The sequence below is a fragment of the Nonomuraea sp. NPDC003707 genome (assembly GCF_053587055.1).
Window position 1 is genome coordinate 61,213 of the sequence record NZ_JBSFNK010000026.1, and the last position, 19,643, is coordinate 80,855.

At 69.6% G+C, this 19,643-nt stretch carries 24 protein-coding genes; 12 read left to right on the top strand and 12 right to left on the bottom strand.

The genetic code is table 11. From position 1 onward, the window contains the following. Window positions 1-164: 164 nt before the first annotated feature. Entirely contained in the window at window positions 165-965 is an 801-nt protein-coding gene (locus ACWDRB_RS45460; protein ID WP_449904951.1) for an ArsR/SmtB family transcription factor, read from the top strand. A 29-nt stretch (window positions 966-994) separates the two neighbouring features. Continuing rightward, complete coding sequence (locus tag ACWDRB_RS45465; protein WP_449904953.1) at window positions 995-1,471, top strand: SRPBCC family protein; 477 nt, start codon at window positions 995-997, stop codon at window positions 1,469-1,471. Window positions 1,472-1,946: 475 nt separating this feature from the next. Here ACWDRB_RS45465 and ACWDRB_RS45470 read toward each other — a convergent pair whose 3' ends face one another. After that, window positions 1,947-2,309: a DsrE family protein gene (locus ACWDRB_RS45470; protein ID WP_449904955.1), complete on the bottom strand. Its 363-nt coding sequence runs from the start codon at window positions 2,307-2,309 to the stop codon at window positions 1,947-1,949. A 329-nt stretch (window positions 2,310-2,638) separates the two neighbouring features. On the opposite strand from ACWDRB_RS45470, the gene cyaB reads away from it, so the two are divergent. The 5 genes from cyaB (at window position 2,639) to ygfZ (ending at window position 6,401) form a co-directional block, all read left to right on the top strand. Then, entirely contained in the window at window positions 2,639-3,217 is a 579-nt protein-coding gene (cyaB, locus tag ACWDRB_RS45475; RefSeq protein WP_449904957.1) for a class IV adenylate cyclase, read from the top strand. Then, on the top strand, window positions 3,204-3,692 hold the full coding sequence (locus ACWDRB_RS45480) for an FABP family protein (protein ID WP_350733220.1): 489 nt from the start codon (window positions 3,204-3,206) through the stop codon (window positions 3,690-3,692). Before cyaB ends, ACWDRB_RS45480 begins: the two co-directional genes overlap by 14 nt. A 6-nt stretch (window positions 3,693-3,698) precedes the next feature. After that, window positions 3,699-3,995 (top strand): DUF2470 domain-containing protein, encoded by a 297-nt coding sequence (locus ACWDRB_RS45485; protein ID WP_350733221.1) that lies wholly within the window; start codon window positions 3,699-3,701, stop codon window positions 3,993-3,995. Window positions 3,996-4,776: 781 nt separating this feature from the next. Next, the gene (locus ACWDRB_RS45490) at window positions 4,777-5,190 is read left to right on the top strand and encodes a Fur family transcriptional regulator (RefSeq protein WP_185070409.1); all 414 of its coding nucleotides are present in this window, start codon (window positions 4,777-4,779) and stop codon (window positions 5,188-5,190) included. A 272-nt stretch (window positions 5,191-5,462) separates the two neighbouring features. Next, window positions 5,463-6,401, top strand: a complete 939-nt coding sequence (gene ygfZ / locus ACWDRB_RS45495) for a CAF17-like 4Fe-4S cluster assembly/insertion protein YgfZ (RefSeq protein ID WP_449904960.1) — start codon at window positions 5,463-5,465, stop codon at window positions 6,399-6,401. 96 nt (window positions 6,402-6,497) lie between these two features. On the opposite strand, the gene dtd is transcribed toward ygfZ, so the two are convergent. Beyond that, entirely contained in the window at window positions 6,498-6,923 is a 426-nt protein-coding gene (dtd, locus tag ACWDRB_RS45500; RefSeq protein ID WP_449904962.1) for a D-aminoacyl-tRNA deacylase, read from the bottom strand. A 60-nt stretch (window positions 6,924-6,983) separates the two neighbouring features. Here dtd and ACWDRB_RS45505 point away from each other — a divergent pair, with 60 nt between their 5' ends. Further along, window positions 6,984-7,892: an asparaginase gene (locus ACWDRB_RS45505; protein WP_449904964.1), complete on the top strand. Its 909-nt coding sequence runs from the start codon at window positions 6,984-6,986 to the stop codon at window positions 7,890-7,892. 7 nt (window positions 7,893-7,899) lie between these two features. Here ACWDRB_RS45505 and ACWDRB_RS45510 read toward each other — a convergent pair whose 3' ends face one another. Further along, window positions 7,900-9,507 (bottom strand): DUF2207 domain-containing protein, encoded by a 1,608-nt coding sequence (locus ACWDRB_RS45510; RefSeq protein ID WP_449904966.1) that lies wholly within the window; start codon window positions 9,505-9,507, stop codon window positions 7,900-7,902. 28 nt (window positions 9,508-9,535) lie between these two features. After that, on the bottom strand, window positions 9,536-10,624 hold the full coding sequence (locus ACWDRB_RS45515; RefSeq protein ID WP_449904968.1) for an FAD-dependent monooxygenase: 1,089 nt from the start codon (window positions 10,622-10,624) through the stop codon (window positions 9,536-9,538). A 109-nt stretch (window positions 10,625-10,733) separates the two neighbouring features. Here ACWDRB_RS45515 and ACWDRB_RS45520 point away from each other — a divergent pair, with 109 nt between their 5' ends. Then, entirely contained in the window at window positions 10,734-11,645 is a 912-nt protein-coding gene (locus tag ACWDRB_RS45520; protein ID WP_449904970.1) for a TetR/AcrR family transcriptional regulator C-terminal domain-containing protein, read from the top strand. Here ACWDRB_RS45520 and ACWDRB_RS45525 read toward each other — a convergent pair. The 6 genes from ACWDRB_RS45525 to ACWDRB_RS45550 all read right to left on the bottom strand — a co-directional run bounded on the left by ACWDRB_RS45525 (window position 11,642) and on the right by ACWDRB_RS45550 (window position 15,108). Beyond that, on the bottom strand, window positions 11,642-12,376 hold the full coding sequence (locus tag ACWDRB_RS45525; protein WP_449904972.1) for an alanyl-tRNA editing protein: 735 nt from the start codon (window positions 12,374-12,376) through the stop codon (window positions 11,642-11,644). The genes ACWDRB_RS45520 and ACWDRB_RS45525 overlap by 4 nt on opposite strands. Before the next feature lie 25 nt (window positions 12,377-12,401). After that, window positions 12,402-12,770: a DUF2516 family protein gene (locus tag ACWDRB_RS45530; protein WP_192789781.1), complete on the bottom strand. Its 369-nt coding sequence runs from the start codon at window positions 12,768-12,770 to the stop codon at window positions 12,402-12,404. A gap of 119 nt (window positions 12,771-12,889) precedes the next feature. Beyond that, a complete protein-coding gene (locus ACWDRB_RS45535; protein ID WP_449904974.1) occupies window positions 12,890-13,291 on the bottom strand; it encodes a hypothetical protein in 402 nt (133 codons plus the stop codon). Window positions 13,292-13,294: 3 nt separating this feature from the next. Next, a complete protein-coding gene (locus ACWDRB_RS45540; RefSeq protein WP_350733238.1) occupies window positions 13,295-13,786 on the bottom strand; it encodes a helix-turn-helix domain-containing protein in 492 nt (163 codons plus the stop codon). A gap of 63 nt (window positions 13,787-13,849) precedes the next feature. Further along, entirely contained in the window at window positions 13,850-14,755 is a 906-nt protein-coding gene (locus ACWDRB_RS45545; RefSeq protein WP_355204319.1) for a M56 family metallopeptidase, read from the bottom strand. After that, a complete protein-coding gene (locus ACWDRB_RS45550) occupies window positions 14,752-15,108 on the bottom strand; it encodes a BlaI/MecI/CopY family transcriptional regulator (RefSeq protein ID WP_357725389.1) in 357 nt (118 codons plus the stop codon). Before ACWDRB_RS45550 ends, ACWDRB_RS45545 begins: the two co-directional genes overlap by 4 nt. A gap of 104 nt (window positions 15,109-15,212) precedes the next feature. Between ACWDRB_RS45550 and ACWDRB_RS45555 the strand changes: the two genes are divergently transcribed. From ACWDRB_RS45555 to ACWDRB_RS45565, 3 genes are read left to right on the top strand one after another with little or no spacing between them, the layout of a single operon-like run. Then, complete coding sequence (locus ACWDRB_RS45555) at window positions 15,213-15,689, top strand: DUF305 domain-containing protein (protein ID WP_449904978.1); 477 nt, start codon at window positions 15,213-15,215, stop codon at window positions 15,687-15,689. Window positions 15,690-15,692: 3 nt separating this feature from the next. Continuing rightward, complete coding sequence (locus ACWDRB_RS45560) at window positions 15,693-17,456, top strand: cytochrome c oxidase assembly protein (protein WP_449904980.1); 1,764 nt, start codon at window positions 15,693-15,695, stop codon at window positions 17,454-17,456. 16 nt (window positions 17,457-17,472) lie between these two features. Next, window positions 17,473-17,976, top strand: coding sequence for an O-acetyl-ADP-ribose deacetylase (locus ACWDRB_RS45565; RefSeq protein ID WP_449904982.1), 504 nt, complete (start codon window positions 17,473-17,475; stop codon window positions 17,974-17,976). Here the strand turns inward: ACWDRB_RS45565 and ACWDRB_RS45570 are convergent. Both ACWDRB_RS45570 and ACWDRB_RS45575 read right to left on the bottom strand, forming a co-directional pair. Further along, window positions 17,949-18,797 carry a class I SAM-dependent methyltransferase gene (locus ACWDRB_RS45570; RefSeq protein ID WP_449904984.1) on the bottom strand — a complete coding sequence of 283 codons (849 nt, stop codon included), beginning with the start codon at window positions 18,795-18,797 and terminating at the stop codon, window positions 17,949-17,951. The genes ACWDRB_RS45565 and ACWDRB_RS45570 overlap by 28 nt on opposite strands. Next, on the bottom strand, window positions 18,790-19,533 hold the full coding sequence (locus ACWDRB_RS45575; protein ID WP_449904986.1) for an SDR family NAD(P)-dependent oxidoreductase: 744 nt from the start codon (window positions 19,531-19,533) through the stop codon (window positions 18,790-18,792). Before ACWDRB_RS45575 ends, ACWDRB_RS45570 begins: the two co-directional genes overlap by 8 nt. Between the last annotated feature and the right edge of the window lie 110 nt (window positions 19,534-19,643).

Below are 19,643 nucleotides of genomic sequence, written 5' to 3' on the forward strand. Positions count from 1 at the left end.
GCTTTTCACACTTTCCGTGCTTTTCGTGCTTTTCACGCAGAACTCCACCGTCTCCAGCAACGCCGCGATCAGCTCCGGTTGACATGCAGCCATCCGGCTGCTTATGGTCGAGACATGCAGCCAATCGACTGCATGTCTGGCCTGGATGGCGGTAGATGGGCTAAATGGACGAGGTGTTCAAGGCGCTGGCCGACCCCAGTCGCCGTAGGTTGCTCGACAGCCTCAATGCCCGCAACGGGCAAACCCTGCGCGAGCTGTGCGCGGGCCTGGACATGGCCAGGCAGTCGGTCAGCAAGCACCTGGCCGTGCTGGAGGAGGCCAACCTGGTGACCACGGTGTGGCGCGGCCGGGAGAAGCTGCACTACCTCAACGCCGTGCCGATCAACGCCATCGCCGATCGCTGGATCAACCAGTACGACCGGCGGCGAGCCGACGCGCTCGCCGACCTCAAGACGGCTTTGGAGAGCCCCATGACCAGCAACGACTTCGTTTACACGACATACATCAAGACCACCCCGGAGCGGCTCTGGCAGGCCCTGACCGAGCCCGCCTTCACCCTCAGCTATTGGGGCGTCGAGATCGAGTCCGACTGGAAGGTGGGCTCGACGATGGCCTGGAAGCTGTGCGGCGTCACGATCGAGGACCCCGAGCAGGTCGTCCTCGAGTCCGACCCCCACCGCCGCCTGGCCTACTCCTGGCACACCTTCACACCGGAGTTCGCCAAAGCCGTCGGCCTGAGCGACGAGGCACTGGCCCGGGTGACCGCGGAGCCCAGGTCCAAGGTGACCTTTGACATCGAACAGGCTGGGGAGACGGTCAAGCTGACCATCGTGCACAGCGGCTTCGAGCCCGGCAGCGGCGTACGCGAGTCGATCAGCCAGGGCTGGCCCGAACTGCTCTCCAACCTCAAGACCCTGCTGGAAACCGGCGAAACGATGTCGCCCATCACCGTGACCGCCCGGTAGGAGCCGCAGGATGAGAAAGGAGCCTGACCATGGCCGTTGACACGCTCACCCTCACCAAGATCCCCGACGTACAGACCGCGATGCTCATCCGCAGGCCGCCCGCCGAGGTCTTCGAGGCGTTCGCGGACCCGGAGGTCACGACCAGGTTCTGGTTCACCAAGAGCACCGGCAGGATGACGCCGGGCGCGCAACTCCAGGGGACGTGGGAGATGTACGGGGTCTCCACGAATGTGCTGGTCAAGGAGGTAGAGGAGGGGAGCAGGATCCTCTTCCAATGGAACGACGACCATCCGCTGACCGTCGAGTTCCGCTTCACGCCGTACGGGCAGGACGCCACCTTCGTCGAGGTGACGGAGAGCTGGCTCACCGGGTCCGGCGACGAGATCGTCGCCCACGTGGCGGATTCGACGGGCGGCTTCACGATCGTCCTGTGCGCGGCGAAGGCACTGCTGGAGCAGAACATCGAACTCAACGCCGTACGCGACCGCCACCCCAACGGCCTATAACCCAGCCCCTCCCCACCACCGCCACACACGCCCACACACCGCTACACGGTCACGCGCGGCCACACACCGGCACACGGCTACGCACCGTCGCGTACCGCCGCAGGGCTACGCATCGCCACGCGCCACCACAGGGCTACGCACCGCCGTGCCACACCCGGTCGCGTACCGCCACACGGCCATACCCGGGGCCGTGCGCCCCGCACGGTCACGCCCCGCCACACGGCCACACACCGGCATACGGCTACGCACGGTTGCGCGCCACACGCGACCGCGCACGGTCGCGCGGGGTGACATACGACGACCACACACGGCCACGCGGGCGCGCACGGTCGCGCGCCGCCACACGCGGTCGCGCGTGCCGAGGTCGGTGCATATCTCTGCGCTCAGGGCAGGCACCTGGTCTTCGCACGCCTCGTCTTTCGGACGCCAACGGATGGGCTCTCAGGCGTGACGTGCGGCCTACGACCCCGAAAGCTCAGTAGACCAGCGCCTGGGCGCCTTCCCTGACCACTTCCTCGACGAACGCCGGCGCGCCCGCGATGCGGACCCCGTCGATGAGATCGTCCACCGTGATGTTCCTACGGGCCGCGCATTGGGTGCAGAGTGTCACGCGCCCTGCCGCCAGCACAGCGTCGAGGAGGTCGGCGAGTGGCGCGGCGTGCGGCAGGCTGAACTCCTTGGCCCTGCCCGGCAGCGCGAACCACGAGGCCTCGCCGGTCAGCCACAGGGAAACGGGCACACCACTCGCGAGCGCGGCGGCCGCGACATTGAACGCCTGGTTGCACCGCTCAGGGGCATCCGCCCCGGCGGTCACCTTGATCACCAGTGATCGTCCCATACCCGTCACCCTAACGCCCCCCGACTTCCGGCGAAGGACTCCAACCGAATACACAAGCCCGCGCGGGAAAGACCCACCTTGACCGAAGAAACGCCGCGAAGAACACCGCCCAACAGGCTCCCCCAAGGGACGCCGAAGGACGCCGCCCGACGGGCTCCCGCAGGGGACGCCGAAAGGCGCCGTCCCACGGACTGCTACGAGGGATGCCGGAGGACACCGCCCGACAGGCTCTCGCAAGGGAGGCCGGAGGACACCGCCCGACAGGCTCGCGCAGGGGGCGCCGGAGGACACCGCCCATGGGCTGCTATGAGGGAGGCTGAAGGAGGAGCATGCGGATCGAGGCCGAGTTGAAGGCCGTCGTGCGGGATCCTGTCGGCGTACGGGCCGCGTTGCGGGAGCGTGCGCCGGAGACGGCCAATGTTTACCGCGATGTCTACTACGACACCCCCGATCTCCGGTACTCCCGCGACGGGAGGGAGATCCGGGTGAGGGTGGTGGACGACGGCGCGGTGAGCCTGCTCACGTTCAAGGATCCCAGCGTCGATCCGGTCAGCGGGTCCAAGCCTGAGTACGAGACCGGCGTCGAGGACCCGGTGGCGATGGAAGCTGTGCTGCGCAAACTCGGGTTGCGGGAAGTGATCCGGTACGAAAAGCGGTGTAGGAACTACCGGATTTCGAAGTCGGGGCTTTCTTTGCTGGCCACTCTCGTGACCATTCCCGAACTCGACGGTACGTTTCTCGAAATCGAGGCAGTGGTCGAGCCCGACGCGGTGCCCGGCGCATTGCGGGTGATCAGGCAGGTGATGGCGGACGTCGGCATCGGCCGCGATGATCTCACCACCGAGCTGTACACCGAGGCTGTACGGCGAGTCAGGAGCACTACGCTTGGGGAGCATGGAAGAACCTGAGGTGCACCCCGCCCTGGAGCCCATCGCGTTCCTGCTCGGCCGGTGGGAAGGCGCCGGCGTGGGCGGCTACCCGACGATCGAGAGCTTCAACTTCGGGCAGGAGATCGAGTTCGGGCACAACGGGAAGCCGTTCCTGAGCTACGTGAGCCGCACCTGGCTGCTCGACCAGGACGGCAATCGGGTCAAGCCGCTGGCCACCGAGTCGGGATATTGGCGCCCGCAGCCCGACAGGCAGATCGAGGTGGTGCTCGCCCACCCGACCGGGATCGTCGAGATCTACATCGGCGAGGTCGTCTTCCACAAGATCGAGCTGCGGACGGACGTCGTGGCCCGCACCGGCACCGCCAAGGAGTACACGGCGGGGCACCGGCTGTACGGGTTGGTCAACGGCAACCTGATGTGGGCGTACGAGATGGCGGCCGTGGGCCACCCGCTCACGGACCATATGTCGGCGGAGCTGAAGAAGGTAGCTTGAGCCGATATGAGCACGCCTTTCACCGCTGACGCCGTCGAGGCGATCAAGCGCCACATGAATGACGACCACGCCGGGGACTCGCTGATCATCGTGCGGGCGCTCGGCGGCCGGCCCGACGCCACCTCGGCGGTGACGAGTGACGTGGATGCCGAGGCGATCGAGTTCATGGTCGATGGTGGGGAGCGGGTGCGGGTGCCCTGGGGGGAGACGCTCACCGAGCGGGCCCAGGTGCGTAAGGCCGTGGTGCAGCTCTATCGGGACGCGTGCGACAAGCTTGGCATCGCGGCGCGGGGTGAGCACTAACGGGGGCTCTTGGTCTCGCGCCTGGCCCCTTCGTCCCTCGAGCCTGTCCCCTCGTCCCTCGAGACTGTCTCCCCCGCCCCCGAGTCGCGCTTCATGCCGTTGCGATCATGGTGGCGGCATATCGGTGGCCGGGACATCGTCGGCCGGCATATCGGTGGTCCGGATATCGCTGGCCGGAACATCGGCGGCTGGGATATCGGTGGCCAGGTGAGTAACCCCGATGGTGCTCTGCGGTGGTCGAGGTCTCGGTGGTCGGGTGTGTAACCCGGTCGTGCCGAGGTCCCGGTGGCCGGGTGAGCAATCCCGATGGTGTTCTGCGGTGGCGGAGGTCTCGGCGGCCGGGTGAGTGACTCCGGTCGTGTCGAGGTCGCCTCGGTGGCCGGGTGAGTGGTCCCGGTCGTGCTCTTGGAGCTGGTGTCGGCCACGCGGGCGGGGTTTTCACGAGCGGGGGGGCGTCCGTCCGGCAAGGTGCGTGCAGCGGCTCGGTTTCCCGACGTGGACATGAAGAAGGGCCCCAGGCGAACTCCACCTGCTCGGCAGGTGGGCCGGATGGACCAAAGACGGGATCATGGTCCCGCCCTCCGGCTGCCAGGGGCCCCGGTGGTTGCCTCGTATTCGCATACGTCACGAGACAACAGTCCGCAGCGCTAGCGGACAACCACCTCGCTAGCCCAACTATGATTCACCATTGTTTGGACCACCTCCTTTCCGCGTACCAAAGACGCTATGCGCTTGTGCGCGAAAGGGGCAAGCGAATATCGCCGGGCCGTAGACTCAGGGCATGACGGAGACGCAGTGGCATGAGGAACTCCGCGCCAAGGGCTACCGGGTCACCCCGCAGCGCCAGCTCGTCCTTGAGGCGGTCAAGACGTTGGAGCACGCCACGCCCGAGGAGATCTGCGTCAAGGTCCGCGAGACCGCGCGTGGCGTGAACATCTCCACGGTCTACCGGACGCTGGAGCTGCTCGAAGAGCTCGGCATGGTGACCCACACGCATCTGGGCCACGGTGCGCCGACCTACCACCTGGCCGCTGAGGCCGATCACGTGCACCTGGTGTGCCGGGGGTGCGACGAGGTGTTCGAGGTACGGCCCGAGCTGGCGGACGGGCTGGTCAAGGGGCTGGACGAGGAGCTGGGGTTCGTCGCGGACGTGCACCATCTGACCGTCTTCGGACGGTGCCGCAACTGCCGGTAGCGGACGGGAGGACGGCCGCCTCCGGGCGTTCCCGTGACTGTCGTGACTGCTGGGAGTTGGGGCGGTGGTCGTTCACGGGGGGTTGAGCGGCTGCCACAGGTGGGTGAGTGAGTGGTCGTGTGCCCAGGTGTTGGGCGGCTGCCGTTAGTACGTGAGTGGTCGCTTCCGGTTGTTGGACGGCTGCTGTACGTGGGCGAGTGGTCGTGGCCGAGGGCTGGGTCAGTGGGTGGGGGTTTTCGAGCGGTGGCGTGAGTGCCGATAACCTGGAGGGCATGCGTAGCCCTCTGCTCGATCTCCCCGGTGCCGTCGCGGCCGATGGGCCGGATTCCGACGTTGCCGCGCACTACGGCGATCTGTTCGCCGAGCAGCGTGCGCTGGCCAAGGGTGAGGCGGTCGTCGACCGCAGCAACCGTGAGGTGGTCCGCATCTCCGGCGTAGACCGGCTGAAATGGCTCAACGACCTCACCTCGCAGAAACTCGACACCCTGAAGCCAGGCGAGTGGACGCAGACGCTCGATCTCGACCTGCAGGGTCACGTGCTCCACCACCTGACGCTCGTCGACGACGGTGAGAGCATGCTGGCCCATGTCGAGCCGGGCACCGCGCAGAGCCTGATCGACTATCTCGACCGGATGCGGTTCATGCTGCGGGTCGAGGTGTCGCGGGCCGACGACCTGGCCGTGCTGTCCACGGCCGCGGAGGACTTCCTGGTGCCGCGCGACGAACTGCCCGATCACCTGGGCAAGCCGTTGGCGGGGCTGTGGGCGTACGAGGCGCTGCGGATCGAGGCGCACCGGCCGCGGCTGGGGTTCGACACCGATCACAAGACGATTCCCCATGAGGTGGACTGGATCGGTGCGGCCGTACACCTGAGCAAGGGGTGCTATCGCGGCCAGGAGACGGTCGCCCGGGTGCACAATCTCGGGCACCCGCCGCGCCGCCTGGTGTTCCTGCACCTCGACGGCAGTGTGGACACGCTGCCGGCGCACGGCGATCCGGTGATCTTCGAGAGCCAGGAGGTCGGTGTGGTCGGGTCGGCCGCCCGGCACCACGAGCTCGGGCCGATCGCGCTGGCGGTGGTCAAGCGGACGGTGCCGGTGGACGCGCCGCTGCTGGCCGGTGGGGTGGCGGCCGCGCAGGAGGTCATCGTGCCGCCGGACGCGGGACGCAACGTCTCCATCGACCCGGCCCTCCGCCGCCGCATCCGCTGAGGGCCCTCCCGGTGGCAGACACCCAGGTGAGGGCTCTCCCGGCGGCAGGCGCCGAGGTGAGGGCTCTCCCGGGGGCAGGCGCCCGGGCGTGGGCGGTCAGAAGTCGAGGGTGAGGGTGATCGGGCCGTCGTTGACGAGCGACACCTTCATGTCGGCGCCGAAGACGCCCGTCTCCACGTGCGCCCCCAGCCGGCGCAGCTCCTCCACCACGGCCTCCACCAGCGGCTCCGCGACCGGCCCGGGGGCGGCTGCCTGCCACGTCGGCCGCCGTCCCTTGCGGGCGTCCCCGTACAGGGTGAACTGGCTGATCACCAGGAGCGGCGCCGACACGTCCGAGCAGGACTTCTCGCCGTGCAGGATGCGCAGGCCCCAGAGCTTGGCGGCGAGTTTGGCGGCCTCGGCCCGCGTGTCCGTGTGGGTGACGCCCACCAGCACCAGCAGGCCGGGCTCGTCGATGGCCCCGACGGTCTGACCGTCGACCACCACCGACGCCGAACTCACTCTCTGCACCACTGCTCGCATGGCAACCCATTCTGGACCAGGAAGAAGGGTTCGTAGACTCATGCCGAAAGGGGAAGCGAAATGTCGATGATTGTGGAAGTTGTCCGGTCCGGGTTCGTGGAGTCCACGCATCAGGCTCGCATGCTGACGGTGGACGCGGAAGGACGCCCGGTCGAGGCGAAGGGCGCGGTGCATGTTCCCGCGTCGCCACGGTCGTCGATGAAGCCGCTCCAGGCGCTCGGCATGCTCCGTTCCGGGCTCGGGCTGGAGGATGAGCTGCTGGCGCTGGCCTGCGCCTCGCACTCGGGCGAGCCGTTCCACGCGGACGGCGTCAGGAAGATCCTCGCGGGCGCCGGGCTGGAGGAGTCGGCGCTGCTGTGCCCCGAGGACTACCCGTACGACCGGAGTGCCACGGAATGCGGCCGCGTCTACATGAACTGCTCGGGCAAGCACGCCGCCATGCTGGCCACCTGCGTGCTGAACGACTGGCCCACCGAGTCCTACCTCGAGCCCAAGCACCCGCTCCAGCGGGCGATCCGCGAGACCGTGGAGGACCTGACGGGGGAGCGGGTGGCGGCTTCCGGAGTGGACGGGTGCGGGGCGCCGCTGTTCTTCGTGTCGATGCTCGGCGTGACGAAGGCGTTCAGGGCGTTCCCGATGTCGTCTCCCGACTCGTACGAGCGCAAGATCTTCGACGCGATGAGCACCTACCCCGAGTGGACCTCGGGCACCGACCGCCCCGAGGCCAAGCTGATGCGCGCGCTGCCCGGGCTCATGCTGAAGGCGGGGGCGGAGGCGTTCGACGCGTTCGCGTTCGAGGACGGGCGCGCGGGCACCGTCAAGATCGAGGACGGGTCCCAGCGCGCCCGCGTCCCGGCCACGGTGGCGGCCCTGCGCTCGCTGGGCCTGGACGCGCCGGAGCTGGCCGAACTGGCCGCCCCACCGGTGTTCGGCGGCGGCCGGCCGGTGGGTGAGCTCCGGTTCCGTTAGAAGGACGTCAGAGGGTGCGGAACTGGCGGGTGGCGGAGATGGCGCCCGAGGTCGTCGTGGTGAACGTCCGCATCGACCCGGCGAACTTGGACAGGTCCCACTCCGCGGGCCCGTGGTACCAGTACAGGTTGTCGGACTGGTGGCCGCTCCCCGTGACCGAGGCCACCACCCGCGACCAGTGCTCCACCCCGTCGAAGATCACCGCATAGGGCAGGTAGCGGGAGAACAGCTCCACCCGGTGCTGCTCCGGCACCTCCCCCAGCTCTCCGGAGAACAGGTACTGCCGGAAGCCCATCGTGTGCGCCAAGGCCGCCGAGCCCTTGGCCGTCTTGGCCGGCATGTACTGGCCGCCGACGGCCAGCGCGCCGCCCGCGATGACGACGGCCAGACCCAGCAGCCCGTACGTGGTGAACCAGGCCAGCCCCGCCGTGGCCAGCACGCCGACCGCGATGAGCACCACGCCGATCGTCGTCCACCTGGTGCGCTCGGTGTCGGGCCGGCGGGCGAACCAGCCCTGCTTGACCACGTCGGCGTACAGGGCGTCGCGCACCTTGCCCAGGTGGGCCGCGAACGAGCCGGACAGCTGCGACAGCAGCACCGCGTCCCGCCCGTCGAAGATGGCGTCGTACAGGGCGCGCTCGTACGGCAGCAGCGCGTTGACCGGCGCGTTCGGCAGCCTGACCAGCATCCAGTCGGGCGCGTCGTACGTCTGGCGCGGCTGCTCGTCGATCCGCAGGTAGCCGCGGACCGCGAGGTCGACGATCGTCGCGGTCACGTCGACCACGTCGGCCTGTTCGTCCACCAAGGTGCCGATCTGGCCGGGCCGTACCCCGTCGGGCGGGGAGAAGTGGCCGTTCTGCACCGGATCGACCGGGCCCTGCGCGTGGCCGGCGGCCCTGGCGTCACGGCCGCGCGTCCAGTAGAGCAGGGCGACGCCGCCGAGCAGCAGCACCAGCAGGCCGGCCAGGGCGCCGCCGGTGACGATGTTCAGGGTGAACGCCGAGGCCAGCGAGAAGCGCCTCTCCAGGATGGGGACGCCGGAGCTGGACCCCTTGGGGTAGCCGACGACCACGGTCAGGGCCTGGCTGGGGGCGATGTTCTCCTGCTCGAAGTCGGCCTCGGTGGCCGAGTGGTCCATGGAGGCCGAGGTGCAGCCGATGGCCGAGGTCAGCTCGCCGGCGAAGCAGGACAGGTTCTGGACCTGCCCGGGGCCGTTCACCTTGACCGTCGCCTTGGCGACCTGCTGGCTCCAGCCGTTCACCGCGAACCAGCGCAGCTCCTCGACACCGCCCGAGGTGGTCACCGCCCCCTTGACGTCGTACTCGACCGTTCCGTCGCCCTTCACGGTGAGCACGTCGCCGGCGAGGGTGCCGCCCTTGACGTTCGAGATCTGGTAGACGCGGTCGTTGCCGTCGTCGTACCGCGTCCTGGTGATGAACGTCCGCTTGAGCTCACCCGACGCCCCGCTGATCTTCTCGACCACGTGCAGGGTGCCGTTCTTGCCGAGGGTCATCGTCACCTCGTCCGTGATCCCGGCGCTCGCCGCGTACGCGGGTACGGCGGTCAACGTCAGAGCGGTGGCTCCGAGGGCGGCCATCGTGAGTCTGATACCCATGGCGGCAAATCGTATCGGTTCGTGACTGTCAGTCCAGCGTGATGCTGGTTGCCGCCCGCTGAACGCTCTCCGGCGAGGCGCCCTGGCCGGGGTTCTCGTGGGCGAGCGCCTGGTTCTGCGCGACGTACGGGCGCATGCGCTCCTCGTACCGGTCGAAGGCTCCGATCGGGTCCCTGCCGAGCTCCTGCGCCAGCACGTACGCCCCCACGAGCGCCAGGCTGGTGCCCTGCCCCGACAGCGGCGAGGCGCAGTAGCCCGCGTCGCCGACCAGCGCGACCCGACCCTTCGACCAGCGCTCCATCCTGACCTGGGCCATGGCGTCGAAGTAGAAGTCGTCGGCCTTCCACATGGCCTCCAGCAGCTTGGGCACCTCCCAGCGCAGCCCCGAGCAGCGCTCCTGGATCAGGCGCTTCTGCTGCTCGACGTCGCGGTGGTCGTAGTCGATCGGACCCGCGCCGAAGCCCAGGTTGACCCGCATCACGGTGGCGTCCCGGTCGCTGAAGAGGGCGCCTCCCGTGTCGCCCTCGCGGAACCAGGTCTGCCAGTGGTCCAGGCCGAGGAAGTTGTCGGCGGTGAAGATGGAGACGTACATGCCGAGGTGGCTGAGGAACTGCCCCTCCGGGCCGAAGGTGAGCCTGCGCACGTTGGAGTGCAGGCCGTCGGCGCCGAACACATAGTCGTAACGCCCCCGGCCGCCGCTCTCGAACGTCACGTCCACGCCGTCGGCGTCCTGGTCGAGGGTGGCGATCGAGTCGCCGTACACGTACTCGGCGCCCGAGGCCGAGGTGAGGATGGCGGTCAGGTCGTCGCGCATGATCTCGATGTCCGGGCTGTCGAACCGGCCGCCGCTGACCGTCTCCTCGTAGCTGCGCATGAGCTCGTTGCCGTCGCCGTCCACCATGGACATGCCGCGCATGGTCGTCCGCAGAGCCTTGATCGGCTCGATGACGCCCATCTTCGCGACCACGTCCAGCGCGGCGCCCCTGATGTCGATGGCCTGACCGCCCTTGCGCGGGGCCGGGGCCCGCTCGACGAGCGTGGTCTCGTACCCGTGCCGCCGCAGCCAGTACGCCAGGACGGGGCCGCCGACGCTCGCGCCCGAGATGAGGACCTTCATGATCTGCTCCTTGTTCGCAGGTGTTGACGTTGTACGCTGAATGTACGGAGTACGGACAGCAGCTCGCAAGGGTAGGATGGCAAGATCTGTACTAGTACAGGAGGATGAGATGGCAGCCCCTTACGCCGAGATCGTCGCCGACATCAAGCGCCGCATAGCCGACGGCCGGCTCCGCCCAGGAGACCGCGTCCCGTCCACCAGGCAGCTCGCCAGGGACCGGGGGGTCGCCCTGGCCACCGCCGCCAAGGCGCTCGCGCTCCTGGCCCAGGAGGGCGTCGTGGTCGCCGAGCCGCGCGTGGGGACGATCGTGGCGGAGCCGCGCGGGGGCAGGACGGCGGCCCGGCGGCCGGATGTCTCAGGCAACGAGATGACGCGGGAGCGCATCGTACGGGCCGCCGTCGAGATCGCCGACGCCGAGGGCCTCTCCGAGTTGACCATGCGCGGTCTCGCCGACCGGCTCGGGATGGCCACCATGTCCCTCTACCGCCACGTGGCCGGCAAGGACGACCTGGTCCTGCTGATGGTCGAAGCCGTCATCGACAAGTTCCCGTTGCCCGTGGAGCGCCCGGAGGGCTGGCGGGCCAGGCTGGAGGTGTCGGCTCGCCTCCAGTGGGCCGGTTACCGGGCGCACCCGTGGATGGCCGGCGTCACCTCGCTGACCAGGCCGCTGCCCTCGGCCAGCCTGCTGAGGCACACGGAGTGGGTCATGGCCGCGCTGGCGGGCACGAGGCTCGATGTCACGGCCAAGATGCACGTGCACACCCTGGTCTACAGCTACGTGCAGGGCATCGCCGCCAACCTCGAGCTGGAGCGGCAGGCCCAGGCCGCCACGGGGCTCAGCGCCGAAGAGTTCATGGCCGGGCAGGAGGAGCACCTGCTCTGGATCGCCGAGTCGAACGACTATCCGGCCTTCGCCGGGGTCGTGGCCGAGCTGGCCGGCGACTTCGACCTCGACCTGGACCGGCTCTTCGAGTTCGGGCTCGGCCCGCTGCTCGACGGCCTCGCCAAGGTGATCGACTAGTCGGAGATCTGGATGCGCAGCCGGCGGAAGCCGCGGCCCTTGCTCTCGATCTTGGCCACCTTGATGTGGCCGATCTGCTTGGTTGAGGCCACGTGGGTGCCGCCGTCGGCCTGGGTGTCGAGGCCCACGATGTCGACGATCCGCACGTCCTGGACGGTCTCCGGGACCAGGTTGGTGGCCGTGCGGATGATGTCGGGGATGTCGAACGCCTCCTTGCGCGGCAGGACGCGTACGTCGATGCGCCGGTCGGCGGCGATCTCGGTGTTGCAGGCGTCCTCGACGGCCTCCTTGAACCCGGGGGGCACCTCGGGCAGGTTGAAGTCCATCCGCGCGCTGAGCTCGTCCATGTTGCCGCCGGTGACGAGGCAGCCGTAGTCCCTGAACACCACCCCGCACAGCACGTGGAGTCCCGAGTGCGTACGCATGAGGGCCGAGCGCCGCTCGTCGCCCACCGCCGCCTCGACCACGGTGCCCACCGGCGGGATCGGATCGCCCTCGGCCGGGACCAGCTGGAGGTCGTCACCCTTGCGCACCCCCACGACGCGCGTCTCGACGCCCTGCCAGATCAGCACCCCGTGATCCGCCGGCTGGCCGCCGCCGCCCGGATAGAACGCCGACCTGTCCAGCACGATCCCCTCGGGCGTCGCGTCCAGCACGACGGCCTCGAAGTCGCGGAGAACCTGGTCGGACAGTTCCAGCCGCTGCGTGCGCCCGTGGAGGTCGAAGGTCATGTCGGCAGCCTAACGCCCGGGTCGATCACCAGGGGCCGTAGGGACCGTTGTTGCCCCGCCCGCCCATGCCCTTGACGGCCGGCTTGACGTCCACGATGTAGATCGTGGCGGCGATGGCCGCCACGATCGAGAAGAAGCCCAGCGCGCCCAGGCCGATGAAACCGGCGCCGCCGACGATGAGGAAGTCGATGAAGTAGCTCCAGGCGCCGCCCACCGAGAACAGCGTCGCCAGCGCCAGGATCAGCAGCCAGATGTTCTTCTGCAGCTTGCCCGCCGAGACGAAAGCGCCGGTCGGCACCCGTAGCGCGTGCACGAGCGCGTACGCCGACATGCCGAAGATGACGGCGGCGAGCACCAGGAAGAGGAGATTGAGGACACTGTTGATCAAATTCATGTTGTTGGCTCCGCACAACGCCGCAATGAAATCGGCTTCAGCCTAATAGGCGACCCTGACAGACGGGCACCCCAAAGCGGAAAGCCCGCCTCCCTCGGGAGACGGGCTTTCGCGTCAGCTCAGCCCCTCGCCTTGGTGGTGCGGGGCTTCCTGGCCGGGGTGGCGGGCTTGGCGGCCTGCGCCACCTCTTCGAGCTCCAGCGCGGCGTCGCTGCTCGTCTTGCTGACGACCCGGCGGCCGCGCGTGGCGAAGTCCTCGTAGGCCTCGGTGGCCCTGCCGGCGAGCTGGTCGGCGTACCCGCGGGCCTTCTCCGGGAACTCCTTGGCGAAGCTCTCGGCCTTGCCGGCGTACACGCGGGCCATCTCCGGCAGGTCCTTGGTCAGCTCGGTGCGGCGCGACTGCAGCTTCTGCAGCTGCTCGGGCAGCTCGCGGAGCTTCTCGACCGCGAAGTCGCCGACACCCGCGACGGCGTAGAACGGCTTGGACTCCGTAAGCTTCTTGACCTCGGTTGCGAGCGTCATGGGTTAACCTTCCTTGGTTTCCTGGGTGACGTTGCCGTTGCCGGAGGTCGCCGTATAGGGCTCAAGAGCGGCGAGAAACTCCTCTGACAGCGGTTCGTCGTCCGATCCGGAGTCGTGCCGGGGGCGAGCATTCTGGGAGGTCTGCTCGTCTTCGGCGCGCTTCTCCTTACGGAACGACTCATAGATATCAATCAGCACCTGGCGTTGCCGTTCGCTGAGGTGCGTGTCGGCCCTGATCGCCGTGATGACGTCGCTCGGCGGCTCGCGGTCCTCGATGAGGCCCGCCTGCACGTAGAGCGCCTGCGAGGAGATGCGCAGACCCTTGGCGATCTGGTTGAGGATCTCCGCGCTCGGCTTGCGCAGCCCACGCTCGATCTGGCTCAGGTAGGGGTTGGAGACCCCTGCCGCCGCCGCGAGCTGGCGCAGCGAGATCTTCGCCTGCTGCCGCTGCTCGCGGATGTATTCACCGATCGAGTCGACCTTGGGTAGTGCCATGCCTCATAGTCTGCCCCGTAGTGCTTGCAATTGCAAACGGGACGGTTAACGCCAGCAAGCACGTCAGAGCTGGAAGACCCACAGGAGAGGCGCCGAGGTGACCAACGTCACAGAGAGTGCGATGTAGCCGTAGCGCACCGGAGCGGCCAGCTCGGGAGCCGGCTTGATCAGGCGGTCGACCCTGGCCATGACGTGCTTGGCGTGCACGCCGAGCATGCCCTGGGGGGTCGGCATGGCGCCCGCCGTACCGAACCTGAGCAGCGCCGTCGCCAGCCTGCGCGGCGAGCAGTAGCGCCGGGCGCGGTCGTCGGCGGCCATCTCGATGAGCAGCTCCACCTGCGCCTGCGCGTCGGCCACCACCTTCGACCAGGGCAGCGCCCTGCGCAGCGCGGCGAACGGCAGCAGCACCAGGTCGTGCCGCTCGCGCACGTGCGCGGCCTCGTGCGCGAGCACGGCGGCCATCTCGTCCTCCGAGAGCAGCTTGAGCGCGCCCTCGCTCACCACGACCTGCGAACGCAGGCCGGGCACGCAGTAGGCGGCGGCGCCGGGGTGGGCGAGCACCCGCACCCCGGGCACGCCGGGGTCGTCGTGGGAGATCAGCGCGAGCAGCATACGGTGCCTGCGGCGGGCGCGCAGCGCCTGCACACCCGCGGTGAGCAGCACCGCGATCAGCACGGTCAGGGCGGTGAGCCCCGCGATCAGGGCCAGCACGTGCAGCGGGTCCCACGCCTCCAGGGGCGCCTCCCCCCGCGCGAACGCGAACAGCCCGGGCAGCACCCCCTCGCCGTACGGCTGGACCGCATAGGCGAGCATGGCGCCGGTGGTGGCCAGGCCCCAGGACACCCCCAGGGACTGCCAGACGATGATGGCCAGCCGAGGAGCGCGTGAGGTCCACCGGGCAGTCGTGAAACGCCAGGAGCCAACCGCGCACGCCGTGGCGAGCGCTGCCAGCGCCGCTGCCGTGATCACTCTTCCTCCAGCTCCGTAAGGGCTCTGCGCAGGATCTCCGCCTCCGAGCCCGACACGGCCTGGGCGAAGCGAGTCAGGGCGGCCGATCGGTCGCCCGTCATGTCCAAGGCTTCCAGCATAAGCTCGGCGATGTACGCGTCGCGGCTTTCGGCCGGTTGATATCTCCATGCGCGGCCGTCCCGGGTGCGCTGGAGGAAGCCCTTCCGGGTGAGGCGGTCGAGCACGGTCATCACCGTGGTGGGGGCAAGGTCGCGGTCGGCGATGAGCCTGCCGACCTCACGGGCGGTCAGCGCGCCGCTCTCCGCCCAGAGGATGTCCATGATGCTGCGCTCAAGCTCGCCAAGACCCTTCACGCCCTACAGGCTAGCTCTACAACCTGTCGAGCAGGCATTTGGGGCGTGTGAACCGCGTCTCCGTGTCGTGCGTATCTCCGTGCATGCGTTGGAGTACAGCGGTTGTGGCCCTGCTCGGTCTGGTGCTGGCGGCCGGGTGCGCGGCCTCGGCGGACAGCACGTCGACGACACACGATCAGGCTGACGTGGTCTTCAGCCAGGAGATGATCACGCACCACCAGCAGACGATCCAGCTGGCCGAGGTGGCGGCCAAGAGCGGAAAGTCCCCGTACGTCCGTGACCTGAGCACGAAGCTCATCGCGGAGGAGAAGGCGGACATCGACATGATGTCGTCGTGGCTGCAGTCCTGGAAGGAGACGGTGCCGCCGGAGCCGACCGACCGGATGGGCGCGGACATGAAGGCCGGCTCCGGCTTCGACAAGGAGTGGCTGTCGGCGTTGTCGGGCCATCTGGAGCACGGCGTGATGATGGCCGAGACCGTCAAGAAGTCGGGCAAGCACGGGCCCACGCTCGAGCTGGCCGACAAGATCATCAAGGCTCAGAAGGCGGAGCTGGCCGAGATCGCCAAGCAAGCGGGCTGACCCATGGCCAGGGCGTTCCCATCGGTCCCATCGGTCGCGGCAGGGAAGTCGGCCAGGACCTACGCCGGTGCGGCGGTGGCCGCCGGCGTCGTGGTGCTGGTCGTCGTCCTGCGGTTCGGCGGGGCCATCAAGCCGGAGCTTCCCGGGCTGCCCACCGCCGGGCCGTTCACCGAGTGGGGGCTGCCCCTGGCCCGGTTCTGCTTCGACGTGTGCGCGGTCGGCTGCGTCGGGACGCTCGTCGCCGCCCTCCTGGCCCCCGCCTCCTCGCCCGAGTCCCGGTCCTGCCGTCGCGCGGCCGGCTGGTGGGCGCTCGGCTGGGCCCTGGCGACCGGGCTGAGCTACGTGCTCACCCTGTCCAACCTCATCCCGCTGCCCGCCGGAGCCCTGCTCGCCTCGCCTGATCTGCTGGAGTTCGGCACCTCGATCCCGCAGACCCAGGCCCTGCTCGTGGTGCTGGCCGCCACCGTCGTCGTGGGGCTCACCTGGCGGCTGCCCTCGGCGGTCCGGCTGGCGGTCGCCGTGTTCGGGCTGCTGCCGCCCGCCTACGTCGGGCATGCGGCCTCCGCGGGCGACCACGACGTCGCCGTCTCCGCCCTCATGTCGCACCTGGTGTCGGTCTCGGTCTGGGTCGGCGGCCTGGCTGCGGTGCTCCTCCACTTCCGCCGGTCCCCGGATCTGCCGGCGGTGCTGCCCAGGTTCAGCGCGCTCGCGCTGTGCTGCTTCGCCGCCGTGGCCGTCTCGGGCGTGGCCAGCGCCTGGGTACGGCTCAGCGCCCCGTCCGACCTCTGGCAGAGCTCGTACGGGCAGCTCCTGCTGGCCAAGACCGCGGCCCTCGTGCTCCTGGGCCTGTTCGGCTGGACCCATCGCCGCCGCACGGTCGAGGGCATCGCCGACCGGTCCGTACGCCGGACCTTCGTCCGCCTGGCCACCGGCGAGGTGATCGTGATGGCGGCGGCCGTCGGGCTGGCCATCGGCCTGTCCCGCACGCCGCCCCCGCCCGGTGGCGGCGGCGGTCACGACCAGGCCGCCCTGGAGTACGCGCTCGCCCCCTTCACCCCAGGAGCGCTGATCACCGAGCTCCGCCTGGACCCGACCGTCCTGATCCTCTTGATGCTGCCCGCGGTCGCCTACGCGGTCGCCGTGCGCAGGGCGGCCTCCTGGCCTGCCGGCCGCGCGATCGCCTGGTACGCGGGCCTGGCGCTGACGGCGCTGGTGCTGCTCGGCGGGGTCGGGAGCTACGCGCGGGCGATGTTGTCGGTCCACTCGGTCCAGCACACGGTGCTCACCGTCGTCGCCCCGCTCCTGCTCTGCCTGGGCGCCCCGTTCACCGTCGCCGGCCGCTACCGGTTCCTCGCGCATCCCGCCGTCTACTTCGGGGCGTTCGTCCTCCTCTACGGCACGCCCTGGTTGTCGTGGTCGCTGTCCGGCTACGCTCCTCACCTGCTCACCGAGCTTCTGTTCTTCGGCCTCGGGATGCTGGTGTTCGGCGTCCTGGCGGGGGCGGACCCGGAGACGTGGGGCGACCGTGCCCGCCTGCTGGCCGCCGTGACCCTGACCCACCTCGCCGTCGGGACGTACCTGCTGCTCGCGCCCCCGGTCGCGGCCGACTGGATCTCGCTCGTGGCCCCGTCCGGCGCGCCCGGCGTCCTCGCCGACCAGCGCCTGGCCGGAGCCGTGGCCATGCTCCTGCCGCTGCCGGGGCTCGTCCTGCTGGCCGTGCGCATGGCCGGCAGGGGGACCGCGGTGCTGGTGCGGGGCGGCCGTTGATGCCAATCTCGGTGAGATGCGCATCACGTTGGTGAAAGGCGACATCACCGAGCAGCCGACGGACGCCGTCGTGAACGCCGCCAACTCCTCCCTCATGGGCGGCGGAGGCGTGGACGGGGCCATTCACCGCCGCGGCGGTCCGGAGATCCTCGAGGAGTGCCGGAAGCTGCGGTCTGGCCACTACGGCAAGGGGTTGCCCACCGGAAAGGCGGTCGCGACGACGGCCGGGCGCCTGCCCGCGAAGTGGGTGATCCACACGGTCGGGCCGGTTTACTCCATGTCTGTGGACCGTTCGGAGCTGCTGGCCTCCTGCTACCGGGAGTCGCTGCGGGTCGCCGACACGCTGGAGGCCAGGTCGGTGGCCTTCCCCGCGATCTCGACCGGGATCTACGGCTGGCCCATGGACGACGCCGCACGGATCGCCCTGGACACGGTCCGGCAGGCGGACACGTCCGTGGAGGACGTCCGCTTCGTGCTGTTCGACAGCGCGGCCTACGCCGTGTTCGAGGCGCGCCTCTGATCGCGGGGATCCACCGCCGAGAACGGGAGGGTCAGCTCGCCGAGCCGCCACCGGGCCGGGCCGCCGAGCGGCGGCCGCCCGGCGATGGGCCAGGAGCCCGACAGCGCGCGCACGGAGGCCATCCACCGCTGCCGCAGCCCATGGGCCCCGTACGGCGCGCTCACCGCCCACGCGTGGTCGAAGTCGCTCAGGAACGCATGAATCCGCTCGCCCGGCACATTCCGGTGGATGAGGGTCTTCGGCAGCCGGTCGGCCAGGTCAGAAGGCCGCTCGAAAGCATCGAAACGGGCCGAGAACGTGATCGTCTGGGGCCCTTCCGGAGAGAGCCCCACCCAGATCGCGCGCCGCCCGTTCTCGGACGAGGTCCCCTCGACCAGGACGCCGCCGGGGGCGAGCCGGCCTCTGAGCACGTCCCAGTAGTGCCACGCCTCGGCCTCGCCGTACTGCCTGAGGACGTTGAAGGCCCGCACCAGCGTCGGCGGGCGCCCGACGGGCAGCTCGAAGCCGCCCAGCCGGAAGCTCAGGCCCTCCCGCTCGTACGGCTTGGCCACCGCCACCCTCGCCGGGTCGATCTCGATCCCGACCACCTCGACGCCGGGGGCCACCCGGCGCAGGCGGGTGAACAGCTCCAGCGTCGTGGTGTGCGACGCCCCGTACCCGAGATCCACCACGAGGGGGCGTTCGGCGGCCCGCAGCAGCCGGCCGTGCACGGCGGCGATCCACCGGTCGGAGCGCCGCAGCCGGTTGTGCCCGGTCGTGCCCCTGGTGATGGCGCCGACCGGTCTGCCCCCCGCCTTGGCGGCCCCGGCCGGTCTAGCCACTGACGCGGTGCACCTTGTGCTGGGCGGCCTGGGCCCGCGGGCGGATGATCATGCGGTCGATGTTCACGTGGGCGGGGCGGGTCACGCACCAGGCGATCGCGTCGGCCACGTCGTCGGAGGTCAGCGGGCCGGGCACGCCCTCGTAGACGCGCGCCGCGGCCGCCTCGTCCCCGCGGAACCGGGTGACCGCGAACCCCTCGCTCTGCACCATGCCCGGCGCGATCTCCACGATCCGCACCGGCTGCCCGACCAGCTCCAGGCGGAGCGTCTCGACCATCGAGGTCTGCGCGTGCTTGGCCGCGACGTAGCCGCCGCCGCCCTCGTACGACACCAGGCCCGCCGTCGAGGTCACCATCACCAGCACGCCGTCGCCGGACTCGACGAGCTTGGGCACGAACGCCTGGGTCATGCGCAGGGAGCCGAGCACGTTCACGTCGTACATCTGCTGCCAGTCATCCAGGTGCCCCTCCGCGACCGATTCAAGGCCGAGGGCGCCACCGGCGTTGTTGATCAGCACGTCGCACCGCTCGAGCGAGTCCGCCAGCGCGCCGACCGACTCCTGGGAGGTCACATCCAACGTCACCGGCCTGATCGAGGGCACCTCCGCGGCGAGCTTGTCGAGCCGCTCGCGCCGCCGCGCGCCCGCCACCACCTCGAAACCCTCGGCGGCGAGCCGCCGCGCGGTCGCCTCGCCGATCCCACTGCTCGCCCCGGTCACCACAGCCGTTCTCCGCATGCTCCTCATCCTGCCAGCCCTCCCGGGCATGTTGACGACCGCCCTAAATACCCTGTTATGACCATGTGTCGGGAATGTCGCAAAAATCTGGATGGTTATAAGCCGTCTGG

Excerpts from the sequence above, each read along its gene's own strand:
- ACWDRB_RS45460 (WP_449904951.1), top strand. The coding sequence starts at position 165 with ATGGACGAGGTGTTCAAGGCGCTGGCCGACCCCAGTCGCCGTAGGTTG.
- ACWDRB_RS45465 (WP_449904953.1), top strand. The coding sequence starts at position 995 with ATGGCCGTTGACACGCTCACCCTCACCAAGATCCCCGACGTACAGACC.
- ACWDRB_RS45470 (WP_449904955.1), bottom strand. The coding sequence starts at position 2,309 with ATGGGACGATCACTGGTGATCAAGGTGACCGCCGGGGCGGATGCCCCT.
- cyaB (WP_449904957.1), top strand. The coding sequence starts at position 2,639 with ATGCGGATCGAGGCCGAGTTGAAGGCCGTCGTGCGGGATCCTGTCGGC.
- ACWDRB_RS45480 (WP_350733220.1), top strand. The coding sequence starts at position 3,204 with ATGGAAGAACCTGAGGTGCACCCCGCCCTGGAGCCCATCGCGTTCCTG.
- ACWDRB_RS45485 (WP_350733221.1), top strand. The coding sequence starts at position 3,699 with ATGAGCACGCCTTTCACCGCTGACGCCGTCGAGGCGATCAAGCGCCAC.
- ACWDRB_RS45490 (WP_185070409.1), top strand. The coding sequence starts at position 4,777 with ATGACGGAGACGCAGTGGCATGAGGAACTCCGCGCCAAGGGCTACCGG.
- ygfZ (WP_449904960.1), top strand. The coding sequence starts at position 5,463 with ATGCGTAGCCCTCTGCTCGATCTCCCCGGTGCCGTCGCGGCCGATGGG.
- dtd (WP_449904962.1), bottom strand. The coding sequence starts at position 6,923 with ATGCGAGCAGTGGTGCAGAGAGTGAGTTCGGCGTCGGTGGTGGTCGAC.
- ACWDRB_RS45505 (WP_449904964.1), top strand. The coding sequence starts at position 6,984 with ATGTCGATGATTGTGGAAGTTGTCCGGTCCGGGTTCGTGGAGTCCACG.
- ACWDRB_RS45510 (WP_449904966.1), bottom strand. The coding sequence starts at position 9,507 with ATGGGTATCAGACTCACGATGGCCGCCCTCGGAGCCACCGCTCTGACG.
- ACWDRB_RS45515 (WP_449904968.1), bottom strand. The coding sequence starts at position 10,624 with ATGAAGGTCCTCATCTCGGGCGCGAGCGTCGGCGGCCCCGTCCTGGCG.
- ACWDRB_RS45520 (WP_449904970.1), top strand. The coding sequence starts at position 10,734 with ATGGCAGCCCCTTACGCCGAGATCGTCGCCGACATCAAGCGCCGCATA.
- ACWDRB_RS45525 (WP_449904972.1), bottom strand. The coding sequence starts at position 12,376 with ATGACCTTCGACCTCCACGGGCGCACGCAGCGGCTGGAACTGTCCGAC.
- ACWDRB_RS45530 (WP_192789781.1), bottom strand. The coding sequence starts at position 12,770 with ATGAATTTGATCAACAGTGTCCTCAATCTCCTCTTCCTGGTGCTCGCC.
- ACWDRB_RS45535 (WP_449904974.1), bottom strand. The coding sequence starts at position 13,291 with ATGACGCTCGCAACCGAGGTCAAGAAGCTTACGGAGTCCAAGCCGTTC.
- ACWDRB_RS45540 (WP_350733238.1), bottom strand. The coding sequence starts at position 13,786 with ATGGCACTACCCAAGGTCGACTCGATCGGTGAATACATCCGCGAGCAG.
- ACWDRB_RS45560 (WP_449904980.1), top strand. The coding sequence starts at position 15,693 with ATGGCCAGGGCGTTCCCATCGGTCCCATCGGTCGCGGCAGGGAAGTCG.
- ACWDRB_RS45565 (WP_449904982.1), top strand. The coding sequence starts at position 17,473 with ATGCGCATCACGTTGGTGAAAGGCGACATCACCGAGCAGCCGACGGAC.
- ACWDRB_RS45575 (WP_449904986.1), bottom strand. The coding sequence starts at position 19,533 with ATGCGGAGAACGGCTGTGGTGACCGGGGCGAGCAGTGGGATCGGCGAG.